General features: G+C 61.0%; 15 protein-coding genes. 5 read left to right on the plus strand and 10 right to left on the minus strand.

What is annotated here, in order from left to right; genetic code table 11:
• Positions 1-48 precede the first annotated feature (48 nt).
• Positions 49-753 carry a YebC/PmpR family DNA-binding transcriptional regulator gene (locus BLU75_RS07070; RefSeq protein ID WP_084379163.1) on the plus strand — a complete coding sequence of 235 codons (705 nt, stop codon included), beginning with the start codon at positions 49-51 and terminating at the stop codon, positions 751-753.
• A gap of 75 nt (positions 754-828) precedes the next feature.
• Here the strand turns inward: BLU75_RS07070 and BLU75_RS07075 are convergent, their stop codons facing one another.
• The 4 genes from BLU75_RS07075 to BLU75_RS07085 form a co-directional block, all read right to left on the minus strand.
• Positions 829-2,145 (minus strand): leucine-rich repeat-containing protein kinase family protein, encoded by a 1,317-nt coding sequence (locus BLU75_RS07075; protein ID WP_084379235.1) that lies wholly within the window; start codon positions 2,143-2,145, stop codon positions 829-831.
• Positions 2,146-2,185: 40 nt separating this feature from the next.
• Entirely contained in the window at positions 2,186-2,314 is a 129-nt protein-coding gene (locus BLU75_RS28090) for a hypothetical protein (RefSeq protein ID WP_255313278.1), read from the minus strand.
• 154 nt (positions 2,315-2,468) lie between these two features.
• The gene (locus tag BLU75_RS07080; RefSeq protein ID WP_084379162.1) at positions 2,469-3,221 is read right to left on the minus strand and encodes an anti-sigma factor family protein; all 753 of its coding nucleotides are present in this window, start codon (positions 3,219-3,221) and stop codon (positions 2,469-2,471) included.
• Complete coding sequence (locus BLU75_RS07085; protein WP_084379161.1) at positions 3,218-3,724, minus strand: sigma-70 family RNA polymerase sigma factor; 507 nt, start codon at positions 3,722-3,724, stop codon at positions 3,218-3,220. Before BLU75_RS07085 ends, BLU75_RS07080 begins: the two co-directional genes overlap by 4 nt.
• A 150-nt stretch (positions 3,725-3,874) precedes the next feature.
• On the opposite strand from BLU75_RS07085, the gene BLU75_RS07090 reads away from it, so the two are divergent.
• Together BLU75_RS07090 and BLU75_RS07095 are read left to right on the plus strand one after the other, a co-directional pair.
• Complete coding sequence (locus BLU75_RS07090; protein ID WP_084379160.1) at positions 3,875-4,957, plus strand: catalase family peroxidase; 1,083 nt, start codon at positions 3,875-3,877, stop codon at positions 4,955-4,957.
• Positions 4,954-5,493 (plus strand): cytochrome b, encoded by a 540-nt coding sequence (locus tag BLU75_RS07095; RefSeq protein ID WP_084379159.1) that lies wholly within the window; start codon positions 4,954-4,956, stop codon positions 5,491-5,493. The genes BLU75_RS07090 and BLU75_RS07095 overlap by 4 nt, the downstream gene beginning before the upstream one ends.
• A 3-nt stretch (positions 5,494-5,496) precedes the next feature.
• Here BLU75_RS07095 and BLU75_RS07100 read toward each other — a convergent pair whose 3' ends face one another.
• Positions 5,497-6,696 (minus strand): MFS transporter, encoded by a 1,200-nt coding sequence (locus tag BLU75_RS07100; RefSeq protein ID WP_084379158.1) that lies wholly within the window; start codon positions 6,694-6,696, stop codon positions 5,497-5,499.
• Positions 6,697-6,795: 99 nt separating this feature from the next.
• Here BLU75_RS07100 and BLU75_RS07105 point away from each other — a divergent pair, with 99 nt between their 5' ends.
• Positions 6,796-7,251, plus strand: a complete 456-nt coding sequence (locus BLU75_RS07105; RefSeq protein WP_084379157.1) for a winged helix-turn-helix transcriptional regulator — start codon at positions 6,796-6,798, stop codon at positions 7,249-7,251.
• Here the strand turns inward: BLU75_RS07105 and BLU75_RS07110 are convergent, their stop codons facing one another.
• Both BLU75_RS07110 and BLU75_RS07115 read right to left on the minus strand, forming a co-directional pair.
• On the minus strand, positions 7,252-8,409 hold the full coding sequence (locus BLU75_RS07110) for a M14 family metallopeptidase (RefSeq protein ID WP_084379156.1): 1,158 nt from the start codon (positions 8,407-8,409) through the stop codon (positions 7,252-7,254). It abuts the gene before it with no gap.
• Between the two features lie 479 nt (positions 8,410-8,888).
• Positions 8,889-9,236 (minus strand): DUF6124 family protein, encoded by a 348-nt coding sequence (locus BLU75_RS07115; protein WP_084379155.1) that lies wholly within the window; start codon positions 9,234-9,236, stop codon positions 8,889-8,891.
• Between the two features lie 130 nt (positions 9,237-9,366).
• On the opposite strand from BLU75_RS07115, the gene BLU75_RS07120 reads away from it, so the two are divergent.
• The gene (locus BLU75_RS07120; RefSeq protein WP_084379154.1) at positions 9,367-10,011 is read left to right on the plus strand and encodes a LexA family protein; all 645 of its coding nucleotides are present in this window, start codon (positions 9,367-9,369) and stop codon (positions 10,009-10,011) included.
• Here the strand turns inward: BLU75_RS07120 and BLU75_RS07125 are convergent.
• Genes BLU75_RS07125 through BLU75_RS07135 form a run of 3 tightly spaced genes read right to left on the minus strand, consistent with a single transcriptional unit; the run spans position 10,008 to position 14,386 of the window.
• Positions 10,008-11,960 (minus strand): acetyl/propionyl/methylcrotonyl-CoA carboxylase subunit alpha, encoded by a 1,953-nt coding sequence (locus BLU75_RS07125; RefSeq protein ID WP_084379153.1) that lies wholly within the window; start codon positions 11,958-11,960, stop codon positions 10,008-10,010. The genes BLU75_RS07120 and BLU75_RS07125 overlap by 4 nt on opposite strands.
• Complete coding sequence (locus BLU75_RS07130) at positions 11,957-12,763, minus strand: gamma-carboxygeranoyl-CoA hydratase (protein WP_084379152.1); 807 nt, start codon at positions 12,761-12,763, stop codon at positions 11,957-11,959. Before BLU75_RS07130 ends, BLU75_RS07125 begins: the two co-directional genes overlap by 4 nt.
• A gap of 15 nt (positions 12,764-12,778) precedes the next feature.
• Positions 12,779-14,386: a carboxyl transferase domain-containing protein gene (locus tag BLU75_RS07135; protein WP_084379151.1), complete on the minus strand. Its 1,608-nt coding sequence runs from the start codon at positions 14,384-14,386 to the stop codon at positions 12,779-12,781.
• Between the last annotated feature and the right edge of the window lie 9 nt (positions 14,387-14,395).

The raw sequence follows: 14,395 nt of genomic DNA on the forward strand, positions 1-14,395 counted from the left end.
GCGCCGGCCAGTAGATGTCTCGGCGCCATGGACATAAGAGAGTGAGTCATGGGCGCACAGTGGAAAGTCAAACATAAAGAAGCGGCATCGAATGCCAAGGGTAAGATCTTCGGCAAGCTGGTAAAAGAAATCACCATCGCTGCCCGTAATGGCGCGGACACCGCGACCAACGCCCACCTGCGTCTGGTGGTGGAGCAGGCCAAGAAAGCCTCGATGCCCAAGGAAACCCTCGAACGCGCCATCAAGAAAGGCGCGGGTCTGTTGGGCGAGACCGTGCAATACCATCGTGTGACCTACGAAGGTTTTGCCCCGCACCAGGTGCCGTTGATCGTTGAGTGCGTGACCGACAACATCAACCGTACCGTGGCGGAAATCCGCGTGGCGTTTCGCAAGGGCCAATTGGGTGCCTCGGGTTCTGTGGCCTGGGACTTCAACCACGTGGGCCTGATCGAAGCGTCGCCTGACGCGTCGGACGCCGACCCGGAAATGGCCGCCATTGAAGCCGGCGCCCAGGATTTTGAAGCGGGCGAAGAGGGTGCGACCCTGTTCATCACCGAAACCACTGACCTGGACGCCGTGCAGAAAGCCTTGCCGGAACAGGGTTTCACCGTGTTGTCAGCCAAGTTGGGCTATATCGCGAAGAACCCGGTCAGCGGTTTGAGCGAAGAGCAGATGGCTGAAGTCGAAGCCTTCCTCGAAGGCCTGGACAACCATGACGACGTGCAGGATATGTTTGTCGGTCTGGCTGGCTGATCGCCCAGCCTCACCTGCGATGCCGCGAACTCCGTCTTGAATCCCGCGCCTGCCCGGCGAGGTTCAAGACGGTTTCTACGGGATATCGCTCAGCGCCTGGATGATTGCCTCGAAACCCGGTCGCGCCAACACCTGCGGCTGACAGCAACGGTCGCGCAATGCCGCCAGTTGCCCGCGATGTTCAGCGCTCAAGCCGCTGTCCGTGCGCTCCAGTAACTCCCCCAGCAATATGCCGAATGCCCGCACTTCAATGCGCTGCAATGCCCGGGTTTGCGGGGTGTCTGCGGTGGCATGGAAGGATGCAGCCCCAAAGTCCCCCAACAGACAATCACCGCTCTCGTTCCACAGGATATTGTGACCGTACAGGTCGCCGTGGGTGATCCCGTGACGGTGCAGATGCGCGGCCACCGACGCAATACCACGCGCCATGCGCAACGCTGCGGTGGCGCTCAAGCGCATGTCGGCTGGGTAAACGTCACGGGTACATGACGCCAGGCTCGGTAAGCCGGCGAGGTTGCGATAACTCGGATCAATCAGTTGCATCACTAGCGCGGCCTGTTGTTCAGGATGGTCGACGATGCGCCCTTCGACCCTGATCAACTGCGTATGCCGCCCAGCGGCAATGCAAGCCTGCATTTCGTGCAACGGTGAGCCGTCACTGGTGATGCTGCCCTTGTAGAGCTTGACCGCGACGGCTTTGCTGGTGCCGTCCGCCGCGCTCAGTTGCGCCTGGCGAATGATGCCCGACGCGCCTTCACCGAGCACGTCGCCCAAGGTCAGTTGCGACCAGGCAATCTCGGGCGTGGTGTCCTCGTCGACGACTGCCGCGGCACTTTCCAGCGGGTTGCCGGCATACGCCAGCCACGTCAGCTTCGGCAGGCGTAACAGCCACTGCGGCAGGTGAGTCAAACGGTTGGAGGCGATGCGCAGCAGTTCCAGGTTGTCGCACTGGGCCATGCTCGCCGGCAATTGCTCCAGGCGATTGCCGGCGAGCATGAGCTTCTGCAAATGGGGCCGTTCACCCAGTTCAGCTGGCAACTGGCCGATGCGGTTATCGGTGAGGATCAACCAGCGCAGCAGGGGCGGCAGCGCGGCGGCCGGGAGGTGTTCGATCTGGTTGGCCTTGAAGCCGATCATGCTCAACTGCGCGCATTGGCCCAGGCACTCCGGCAGCGCGGTAAACGCATTGTCCGAGCAGAACAACACGCGCAGATGCTTCAACCGATGCAAGTCTTCCGGCAGGCTGCACAGCGCGTTACCGCTCAGGTTGAGGATTTCCAGGGACTCGGCCAGATCGAAAATTTCCCGGGGGAACTGCGTGAGTCCGCACGACAGGTCCAGACGCTTGGTGCCAGCCAATTGGCCGGTCTTGAGTTGAGCAAGGGTATCCATGGACAGCAGAGTCACTCGGCAAGGGTAAAGGGCAAAAGCTTCATGATAACGAGGTATCGGGCGTTGGCTCTCGCTGTTGCAATTGTCCCAGGCGGCTGCGGGTGCGGGCCAGGTCGAGAGCCTGGCCGCCGAGGGTCGCATCCAGCGGCTGTCGACCGATCAGGATCAAGTGTTTGTCCTGGTCATAACCGGTTGAACAGAGGCCGGTGGTGTGAGTGGTCTGGCGGTAAGGCGGCCAATGGCAATTACCCTGGTGTTTGGCAATCGCTCACTTTAGAGCGCTCGACCGGGTTTGACCATAATCTGCTGCCGGGTTCGAGCGTCTAGAACCGCATTGTCTGCTTGAGCATGTGTGTCGTCGACGCATCCACCGGGCTGACCATCGCATAGTTGTAGCCGGGGCTGGACCAGTATTCGGCCTGGAGCCCGTCGGCGCTGCGGCTGCCACGGGGGAGCAGATAATTCCTGGGGCCGGGTGGACGAATATAGAAGCTGATGCGCCGGCCTTGTTGATTCTCGTAGAGCACCATGGCCGCAGCGCCCTGGTCGGTGCTGAGCAGGCGTGCGCTGACGGGGTTGAAACCGGCCGGACTCAGGTCCGGCAGACGATGCGCGCGAGTGAAGTAGCGGTCGAGCCAGGTTTGCATGTCGCCGCTGTCTTGCACGTGGTAGTCGGCTGGCATGATCTGATTCTGCGCGAACAACCGGTAAGCCTGCATGGCGTCAGCCATCGGTAGCAGTGTGCTGGCCATCGTCGCTTGCCGCGCCTGCCAGCCACTGAAACCACCGATGCTGACTGCGAGCAGCAACGCCGCGGCGGTGGCGAGGTGGCGCCGGGACTGGTGCTTGAGCCGCTGGCGCAGCAACGCCGGGTCCAGTCCGGGATTGGCCGGCTGTTGCAGCCTCTCGCCCAAGGCCGCACGCAACTGTTGGGCATCCTTTCGCCAGGCGTGGACCTGGGCCGCGACCTCTGGGTGGGTGGCGAGCCATAGGTCGAGTTGACGTCGATCCGACTCCGGGAGTTGGTGGTCGACATACGCATGTAAATCACGTTCGCTGGGAGGCAGGCTGATCATTTGAGTATCCGCAGGGATGGGCTGGTGATTTCGCCGTCGCTGAGTTGGCGCAAGGCTTGCCGTGCGCGTGACAGACGGGACATCACGGTGCCGATGGGCACGTCGAGGATATGAGCGACTTCCTTGTAGCTCAAGCCCTCCACCGAAACCCACAGCAGCAGGGCGCGTTGCTCGGTGTTCAAGTGGTCGAAGGCTTGCAGGGTCGACTGGGCCAGTACGGTGCGTTCGACCGAGGGCTGAGCATCGTCGCGGCCGGTGAAAAAATCCAGCATGCGCGCATAGCGCCGGGAGCGCCGGTGGGCGTCGAGAAACTGCCGGTAGAGGATCGAGAACAACCAGGCGCGAAGATCCCCTTGCGCCTGCTTATCGCCCCAACTGACGAGCGCGCGTTCAAGACAGGCTTGCACCAGATCATCGGCGCTGGCGGCATTGCGCGTCAGGGATATGGCAAAGCGTCGCAGCCTGGGAATGAGTTCACGCAACTGTTCGTCGAGTTCGTGCATGGGTTCGTTGTCGTTGTGCAGGGAACAGCAAGACGCCTGGGATCAAAGGATATTCCAGATGCTGAAAAATAAATCCTAGACGCGGGAATAGAATTCGTTGCCGGGCGTCCTGCTTCTTTCACATCTGTGGCCACAGGCCTGGAGCACTTCATGGTAGATCACGTATCACCGCCGCGCCCACCGCTGAGCACGGCTGGCCTGATCGCGCGGCTGGCCGGTATCGGGGGGATCGTGGCTGTTGTGGCGGGGGCTTTTGCCTACGTCAACGGCACGCTCGACCCGCAACGCTTGCGCCCCCAAAACCTGGTCAACGCGCTGGAAACCAACAGCGGCGTGCATCCCGGCTACCGGCGTAACCATTCCAAAGGCGTGTGTGTGGCGGGTTATTTCCAGAGCGCTCCCTCCGTGCGCGCGTACTCCAGTGCCGAGGTTTTCAGCGAGGCGCGTACGCCGGTGATCGGTCGTTTTGCCTTGCCCAGTGGCAACCCGTATGCCCCGGACAGCAGCGTGCCGATTCGCAGCCTGGCGCTGCAGTTCAGCCAGGCCAACGGCCAGCAATGGCGCACTGGAATGAACAGCATGCCAGTGTTTCCGGTGGGCACGCCCGAGGCGTTTTATCAACTGCTCAAGGCCGGCGCGCCGGATCCTGCGACCGGTAAGCCGAACCCGGCCAATATGCCAGCGTTCTTTGCGGCTCATCCAGAGACGGCGCCGTTCCTGGCTTGGGTCAAGACCGCCAAGCCCTCGGCCAGTTATGCCACCGAGACCTACAACGGTATCAACGCCTTTTACTTGGTGAATGCCAATGGGCAGCGGCAGGCCGTGCGCTGGGGCGTGGTGCCGGTGATTCAGGATGCAATCGCGGCCACGCCAGCGAATGGCGCTGATTTTCTGCAGGAGGATCTGGTGCAACGCCTGGCGGCCGGGCCAGTGCGCTGGCATTTGATGATCACCCTGGCCAATCCCGAGGATCCGGTGGATGACGCGAGCAAGGTCTGGGGCGGCGAACATAAAGTCTTGAACGCCGGGACACTGGTGCTGCAGAGCAGCCAGCCGCAGATCGACGGCGCCTGCCGCGATATCAACTTTGATCCGCTGATCCTGCCCAGCGGTATCGAGGCGTCCAACGACCCGTTGCTGGCCGCACGTTCGGCGGCGTATGCCAGTTCCTATCTGCGTCGCACCAGTGAAGTCAGCCAGTTGCACAGCGCCCCTCAGGAGTCCAAGCCATGAATGCACAACCCCGGTTTTTTGCGCCATTGGCGCGCTTGCTGCACTGGTTGATGGCGCTGATGGTCATCGCCATGCTGTTTATCGGCGCGGGCATGGCGGCCTCGGTTTCCCAGCGTCACGAGTGGTTGTTGAACCTGCATAAACCGTTGGGCATTGCGATCCTGGCGCTGGTGATCGTACGTTTGGTGGTGCGCTTTTCTACTCGGCAGCCACCCTTGCCAGCCGACTTGCCGAAGTGGCAAGTGCTGGCGGCCAAGGCGTCCCATGTGTTGCTGTATGGGTTGATGCTGATATTGCCGGTGCTGGGGTGGGCGATGATCTCTGCTGCGGGTGATCCGGTAATGCTCAGCAGTTCCGTGCAGTTGCCGGCATTGCTGCCGGCCAATGCCTCGCTGTTTGCGCTGTTGCGCAAGGCGCACGGATTTCTCGCCTATCTCCTGTTTTTGACGGTATTGCTGCATCTGGCGGCGGCGCTGTTTCATGGATGGGTGCGCCGCGACGGGGTGTTGCAAAGCATGACCGGCAGCAAAAACTGACGCTTAACCCCGGGATGGCTGCGGTGGTACTGCCGTCGCCGGCTCCAGGGTGCCTATCCAATAGAGCAGCGCCAGCAGGTTAATGGCGGCGCCCAGGCTGCACACGGCGATCCAGCCGCCCCAGGCATACATCATCGTGGCGCCCACCGAGCCGAGTGCGCTGCCCACCGAATAGCACAGCATATAAGCGGCGGCCAGGCGGCTCTGGGCCTGGGGTCGAACGCTGTAGATCAGGCTCTGGCTGGTGACGTGCACGGCTTGCAGGCCAAGATCGAAGGCAATCACGCCGAGCAGCAATGCCCACAGCGAAGATTGGATGAAAGCGATGGCCAGCCAGGACAGCAGCATCAAGCTCAGTGCGGCGCCACTCACCCATTGCGCCAAACCTCGATCTGCCCAGTGCCCGGCACGCGCTGCACCCAGGGCGCCGGCCGCGCCAGCAAGCCCGAACAAACCTATTTGCGTGTGGGACAGCGACAGCGGTGGTGCACTCAAGGGCAGTACCAGCGGTGTCCATAACACGGTCCCGGCGGCGAAAATCAACAGCGCCAATACCGCGCGATCCCGTAATACCTTCTCTTGGCGAAACAGGCTGAACACCGAATAGATCAAGTGGCGGTACGTCGTCGAAGTCCGGGGTTCCTCGTTGCTGGGCAGGGCCCGCCACAGCAACAGCGCCATCAGCAGCGTCAAACCGGCCGAGAGCAGGTACACCGAACGCCACCCGGCCAGGTCTGCCATTAGACCGGACACCGTGCGCGCCAACAGCAGACCGACGACAATGCCGCTGGTGACGAGGCCCACGACATGCCCCCGTTGCCGCGGCGCTGCGAGGTGTGCGGCGTAGGCCACCAGTACTTGCGTCACCACTGCCAGCAAGCCGGTCAACAGCATCCCGGCCAGCAACCCTGTGCCATTGGTAGAAAAGGCCACCCATAAAACGGCGAACGTCGACAGCAACAATTGGCTGACGATCAAGCGCCGACGGTTCAGCAAATCCCCCAGCGGTACCAGCAGTAACAGGCCGATGCCATAACCGACCTGGGTCAGGGTAATGATGATGCCAACGCTGGCGTGATCCATGCCGAAGGTGTTCGCCATGGCGTCCAGCAGGGGCTGGGCGTAATACACATTTGCGACCGACAAGCCACAGGCGATCGCGAACAGCAGAACCACGGCGCCGCTCAATGGGGATTGTGACATGCTGGAATTCCCGTAGTGGTTTCAATTTAAAACCAGTTGTACGGTAGGTGTTCTGGTTTTATATTGCAACTACATTTTTCCCGCAAACAGGTGCCGAGCATGGTCAAACTGAGCCGTTTTGAAAGTGCCGAATGTCCGGTGGCGCGTTCGCTCGACGCCATCGGCGATGGCTGGGCGCTGTTGATCATCCGTGATGCGTTCGACGGCATTCGCCGCTTTGGCGAGTTTCAGCGCAGTTTGGGGGTGGCCAAGAATATTCTCGCCACGCGACTGCGCAGCTTGGTGACTCACGGGATTCTTGAGATCGCTCCGGCGTCCGACGGCAGCGCCTATCAGGAGTACGTATTGACGGAAAAGGGCAGGGGCTTGTTTGCCGTGATCATTGGATTACGGCAATGGGGCGAGGCGTTTTTCTATACCGAGGGCGAGGCCCATTCGGTGATGGTGGATCACGAACAAGGGCAGCCACTGCGAGCGTTGGAGTTGCGCTCGGCAGATGGCCGCTTGCTGGGTCCCGAGGATTGCCGGCGGGTGGCGCCTCCAACCGCTCGCTGATCAGGTCTGGCGCAAGAGGCCAACCATGTCGGCCACGGTGCTCAGGACATCCTTGCCCAGTTGCATGGAGCGTTTGCCGGACCAGCCGGTGCGGTGATCAGGTGCGTCGTCGTTGTCCTTGAATGGCATTTCCAAGGTCAGGGACAGGCAATCGAATTGCTCGCCCACGCTGTTGCAGGCCAAGGTCATGTTTGCTTCACCGGGCAGGTCGCGGGTGTAGCCGTGAGTGGTCTGGAAGTCGCGGGTCAGGGCGCTCAAGTGGCTGCGAAAGTATTTTTCCAACTGCTCGATGCGCGGCGTGTAGCCAGGATTGCCTTCACAGCCGGCGGTAAATACGTAGGGGATTTCCTCGTCACCATGGATGTCCAGGAACAGGTCGACGCCGTATTTTTCCATTTGCTGCTGGACGAACCACACCTCGGGACTGTTCTCCTGGCTCGCACTTTGCCACGCGCGATTGAGATCCTGGCCCATGGCGTTGGTGCGCAGGTGACCGTGGAACGCGCCGTCCGGGTTCATGTTTGGCACCAAATACAGATCGGCAACAGCCAGGAGTCTTTTCAGTTCATCGTCACCGTCCTGCTGCAGGCGTTCGATGATGCCTTCCATGAACCATTCGGCCATGTGTTCGCCAGGATGCTGCTGGGCAATGATCCAGACCTTGCGTTGCCCCTCGTTGCCTTGCCCACGACGCAGCAAGGGAATATCACGACCTTCGACACTTTTGCCGATGGCCAACAATTGGGTCGCGGCGCGATTGAGCGCCTGGTCGATCAACCAGTCGTGGCGCTTGCGGCTGTAGGGTTCGAAGTAAGCGATCCAGACGTGTTTTTCTCGCGCCTCGAGGCTGATGTGCAAAGTTTCGCCGTCAAAGCGCGTGGGCACTCGGAACCAATTGATGTGGTCGTAGGACGCCACGGCGTTGTAGCCACTCCAGGCGTGGTTGTAGGACGATTGACCGGCATTACTCAGTCTGAAGCCATGCGTGTGGCCAATGTGCATGCCTTCGGCCTTGAAGTGGAACCATTGGAAGTGCTGGCTGCGAGTGTCCGGCTTGATGGCAAGCAATACTTGTCGGGCATCGCTGGCATCGAGTACCTGAATATTGCCGCTGTCGAAATCGCTGCTGATTTTGATGGAGGTCAAGGCCACGCTCATGGTCTGTCTGCCTGATTATGAAGGTGTGGCGGGCAGTTTACACAGGCAGAAAGCAAAATCCGGACGCAAATTGTTGCGATAGAGGAGGGGGGCGTCATCCATGACGCAGCAGCAGCTTAGAATCTGTGAGATTGATTCTCAAGTGCTATTTTGGAAAGATCCGGGCCAGAGCGCTTGATCGACTTCCTTTCGGCGATAGTCTTTTGCTACCATGCGCGCCATCCAGCAACACACAGACTTCATTAGCCTGAAGCCACGCCAGAATAACTGGCAAAAAAAAGACCCGGCCAAAGAGCCGGGTCAAAAACCGTGATTAGCCTGATGAGGAGATATTCCAAGAGTCCGACCTAAGGTCTCTTGGTCTATCGACTGATCTCGCGACCAGCTGCTTGCAATAATAATCATTATCATTTGCAAGTCAAATGTTTTTATCTGTCTGATAGGAATATTTTTTCTTCTGCTCCTGCATCCTTTCCGGACTAGCGTGTCTCTGTATCGGGTAGGCGCCGGGGGCAATCCAGCATGGCCTTGGCCATATCAATCAAGTACACCACTGAAAACGCCAGGTCCCGGGTTTCGCCGAGCTTGCTGTTCGCCAGTTCATAAGCGATGGCAGCGGCGCTGCGCAGCAGGTCTGATGCATGCACCAGCGCCTCTTCGCTGCTGATCCCAGGTTTTAACGCGAACAGGCTTTCGTTCGGTGGCGGGTCGTTAACATCTTCTTTCAAATAGTAATCCAGCGCGCGCCGGGCGGCCGTGCTGCCACGCAAAAACATCATTTCATCGTCATCGGGTGTCTCAGGTAGATGATCCGGGACTGTGGTCATGAAGTGGGTGCTCTGAAGAAAGGGTTGTATGTCTTGGTTAGATAATAATACGAAGTGTAGTCATGTCATTTGATTGATTAATACAAACTGTTTATTGTCGACTTGAATACACAGGGTATTGTCGCGGCCCATGGATAAATGGATAGCGTTGGTCAAAAGCACCATGAAGGAGCGTAAGGTCACGCAGGACCAGCTCGCCGAACGTCTGGGCATGTCCCAGGGCGGCGTCGGTCACTGGCTGACCAAGCGCCGTGTACCGAGTCTCGCCGACATGAATCGGGTTATTGCGGAACTGGGGCTGGCGCAGCTTGAGGTCGCCTTGGTGATTCGTGAAAAGCCGGAGTCGGCTGACGACGACGTGGCTTCGTGCGCCCGCCCCAACCCGTATTTTTGTTACCCGGTGAGCGACTGGAAGGGTGCGTGCGAGGTTCGCGAGGAACGTCTTGCGTATGGCACGACGCGTTTCGAGTCGACCGACTATCACGCACGTGGCGAAGCATTCTGGCTGCAGGTGACGGGTGATGCCATGACCGCTCCCACCGGACTGAGCATCAGCGAGGGCATGATGATTCTGGTGGACCCGGCCATCGATGCCGAGCCCGGCAAACTGGTGGTCGCCCAGTGGGCCAATAGCCCACAGGCGACGTTTCGCAAGCTGTCGGAGGAGAGCGGCCAGCGTTATCTGGTGCCGCTCAACCCGACTTACCCGAAAACCCTGTTCAGCGATGAGTGTCGGATCATCGGCGTGGTGGTGCAGGCAACGATGAAGTTTTAAGCCAGCGTATCCAGCTCCACCAGTGCACAGCCCTCGCCAACCATTTCACCTTCCTGGCAATACAACGCCTTGACCACACCGGCGTGGGGCGCGCGGATGCTGTGTTCCATCTTCATGGCTTCGAGCACCACCAGTTGGGCGCCGGCTTCCACAGCCTGCCCGACGTCCACCAGCACGCGCACGATGCTGCCATTCATGGGGGCGATCAGGCCGCCTTGATGGGATTGACTGGCGTCGACCGCCGCAATCGGATCAAACAGCGTTACACGGTGCAGCTCACCGTCCCAGCGCAAGAAAAGCGCCTGTTCGCTGCGTACCGCCAAGTGCGAACGGCGTACGCCTTGCTCTTCTACCAATAATTGCTCGCCCAATAGGCGCGGGGCATTGACGGTCTGCAGTGTCACCAGCCGATCCTGGCCATCGCAGCTCAAATGCAACGAGGTCTCGGCGTCCAGCCCGGCGCGAAAACCCCGCGTTGTGGCCCAGGGTGAACAGGGATCATCCGCTCGGACCTTCGCTGCTTGGCTTTGCATGAAAGCGTGGCCCGCGGCCTGCCAGAACGCGTCGCTCAAGTCGCCGGCGGCGGGCAGCAATTGCGCCTGGTAACGCGGGATAAATCCGGTGTCCAGTTCGGCTGCGGCAAATGCCGGATGGCCGATGATGCGGCGCAAAAAGCCCAGGTTGGTCTTCACGCCACCGACGGCAAACTCATCAAGCATGCTCAACAGCCGCAGGCGCGCCTGTTCGCGGTCCTCTCCCCAGGCAATCAGCTTACCGAGCATCGGGTCGTAGAAGGGCGACACGCTGTCGCCTTGCTCGACACCGCTGTCGACCCGCCGGCCCGGGCCAGGCGTGGATTCGCGGTAAAGCGCCAGTTGCCCGGTGGACGGCAGGAAATCATTGGCCGGGTCCTCGGCATACAGGCGTACTTCAATCGCGTGTCCAAGCAGCGGCACTTGCGCCTGGGTCATCGGCAGTGGTTCACCCCGAGCCACGCGAATCTGCCAGGCCACCAGGTCCAGGCCGGTGATGGCTTCGGTTACCGGGTGTTCCACTTGCAGCCGTGTGTTCATTTCCATGAAGAAAAACTCGCCCCGGGCGTCCAACAGGAACTCCACGGTGCCGGCGCCGACATAGCCGATGGCCTGCGCCGCGCGGACCGCCGCTTCACCCATGGCTTTGCGCCGCGCGGGGCTGAGGCCAGGTGCTGGCGCCTCTTCGACGACTTTCTGGTGGCGGCGTTGAATCGAGCAGTCGCGTTCATTGAGGTAGAGGCAATGGCCGTGTTGATCGGCAAACACCTGAATCTCGACGTGGCGCGGCTTGATCAGGTACTTCTCCACCAACATCTGGGCGTTGCCGAATGACGACAGGGCTTCGCGCTGCGCCGAGGCCAAGGCTTCGGCCAGTTGACTGACATCCTCAACCACTTTCATACCCTTGCCGCCACCCCCGGCGGTGGCTTTGAGCAGCACCGGATAGCCGATGCGCTCGGCGGCCTGGCGGAAGGTCTGCAGATCCTGGGCCTCGCCGTGATAGCCCGGCACCAGCGGCACTCCGGCGGTTTCCATCAGAGCCTTGGCGGCGGATTTGCTGCCCATGGCATCAATGGCCGAGGCGGGCGGTCCGAGAAAAATCAGTCCGGCGGCTTCAATGGCGCGAGCAAAACCAGGGTTTTCCGAGAGAAAGCCATACCCTGGATGAATCGCCTGGGCGCCACTGGCCTTGGCGGCCGCGATCAGTTTGTCGATTTGCAGGTAGCTGTCGGCGGCTTTGCTGCCGCCCAGGTCGACGCGGATATCCGCCTCGCGGCTGTGGCGCGCATCACGGTCGGTGGCGCTGTGGACCGCCACGGTGGTCAGTCCCAATGCCTTGGCTGTGCGCATGACCCGGCAGGCGATTTCGCCGCGGTTGGCCACCAGGACACAGGTGATAGCAGGTGCACTCATGAACGCGGCTCCTGAGATTGCCAGGTCGGCGGACGTTTCTGCAGAAAGGCCCGCAAGCCTTCCTGGCCTTCGGCGCTGACGCGGATGCGCGAGATAGCGTTTTCGCAGTAACGCCGCAGGGCAGGTGTGAGCGCGCCGTTACCGACCTCGCGCAGCAGGTCCTTGCTGGCGCGCATGGCCGCTGGGCTGTTGAGCAGCAGGTTGGCGATCCATTGCTCGACCTGCTGCTCCAGTTCGTCGCGCGGATAACTCTCGGCCAACAGTCCGATCTCCCGCGCCCGCTGGCCGCTGAAGCGGTCTGCCGTCAGGGCATAGCGGCGTGCCGCTCGTTCGCCAATGGCCTGCACGACAAATGGGCTGATAACCGCTGGCGCGAGGCCGATGCGTACTTCCGACAGGCAGAACTGCGCGTCATCGGCACCAATGGCCATGTCGCAACAACTGATCAAGCCCAGCGCGCCGCCGTAAGCCGCGCCCTGAACCACCGCCAGTGTCGGGATCTTCAGCTTGGCCAGGTTGTACATCAACTCTGCCAGCTCCCGCGCATCATCCAGGTTGGTGTGGTAGTCGAGCTCGGCCGATTGCTGCATCCAGGCCAGGTCCGCGCCGGCACTGAAGTGCTTGCCGCGTCCCCGCAGTACCAGGAAACGCAGGCTCGAATCGGCCTGGACCCGATCCAGGGCGAGGATCAGTTCACGGATCATTTCGGCATTGAAAGCGTTGTTCTTCTCTTCGCGGCTCAGCCAGAGGGTGGCAAAACCACGCGGGTCGGTGACCAGCTCGAGGGTGTTGAAGTCGCTCATGGGATACAGCTCCATTTACATGCGGAACACGCCGAAGCGGCTCGGCTCGATAGGCGCGTTCAGCGACGCGGACAAGGCCAGGGCCAGCACGTCACGGGTTTGCAGCGGGTCGATGACACCGTCATCCCACAGGCGGGCGCTGGAGTAATAAGGGTGGCCCTGGGTTTCGTACTGGTCGAGGATCGGCTGTTTGATGGCCGCCTCTTCCTGAGTGCTGAACGCCTGGCCAGCGCGTTCGGCCTGTTCGCGCTTAACCTGCACCAACACCCCGGCCGCCTGTTCGGCACCCATCACGCCGATCCGCGCGTTGGGCCACATCCACAGGAAGCGCGGGTCATAGGCGCGACCGCACATTCCATAATTGCCGGCCCCGAAGCTGCCGCCGATGATCACGGTGAATTTCGGTACCTTGGCACACGCCACCGCCGTCACCAGCTTCGCACCGTGCTTGGCAATGCCGCCTGCCTCGTATTTTTGCCCGACCATAAAGCCGGTGATGTTCTGCAAAAACAGCAGGGGAATCCCGCGCTGGCAGGCCAGTTCGATAAAGTGCGCGCCTTTCTGCGCGGCCTCTGCGAAGAGGATGCCGTTGTTGGCGAGGAGCGCGATCGGGTAGCCGTGCAAGTGGGCGAAACCGCACACCAGGGTCGTACCGAACAGCGCTTTGAATTCATCGAAGACCGAACCGTCCACCAGTCGCGCGATGACTTCACGCACATCGAATGGTTGCTTGGCATCGGCCGGGATGACCCCATACAGCTCGTCGACGGCATATAAAGGTGCTGCTGGCGTGCGCTGCTGCAACTGGCCCTGCTTGCGCCAGTTGAGGTTGGCCACGCTGCGACGGGCCAGGGCCAGAGCATGTTCGTCACTGTCGGCATAGTGATCGGCCACCCCGGAGATCTTGCAATGCACATCGGCACCGCCCAATTCTTCGGCGCTGACCACCTCACCGGTCGCAGCTTTTACCAGCGGCGGGCCGGCGAGGAAAATCGTGGCTTGCTGGCGCACCATGATCGCTTCGTCTGCCATCGCCGGTACATAGGCGCCGCCGGCGGTGCAGGAACCCATGACCACGGCGATCTGCGGGATACCCTGGGCGCTCATGTTGGCCTGGTTGAAGAAGATCCGCCCGAAATGCTCGCGGTCGGGAAACACTTCGTCCTGGCGCGGCAGGTTGGCGCCGCCGGAGTCCACCAGATAGATGCACGGCAGGCGGTTCTGCTCGGCGATGGTTTGCGCGCGCAGGTGTTTTTTAACGGTCAGCGGGTAATAGGAACCGCCTTTCACCGTCGCATCGTTGGCGACGATCATGCATTCGACGCCTTCCACCCGCCCGATCCCGGCAATTACGCCGGCAGCGGGAACGTCCTCGCCGTAGACCTGATAGGCCGCTAATTGGCTGAGTTCGAGAAACGCCGAGCCAGGGTCGAGCAAGCGGTTGATGCGTTCGCGAGGCAATAGCTTGCCACGCGAAGTATGCCGTTCCTGGGCCTTGCTGCCGCCGCCTTGCTGGACTTGGGCAAGCAGGGAGTGCAAGGCATCGACCTGTTTGAGCATCGCCGCGCTGTTGGCGGCAAACTCCGCCGAGCGTGGGTTGAGCTGGGTGTGCAGGATGGCCATGACACGCTC

Origin of the sequence: Pseudomonas mucidolens (assembly GCF_900106045.1) — a bacterium.
Classification (GTDB): domain Bacteria; phylum Pseudomonadota; class Gammaproteobacteria; order Pseudomonadales; family Pseudomonadaceae; genus Aquipseudomonas; species Aquipseudomonas mucidolens.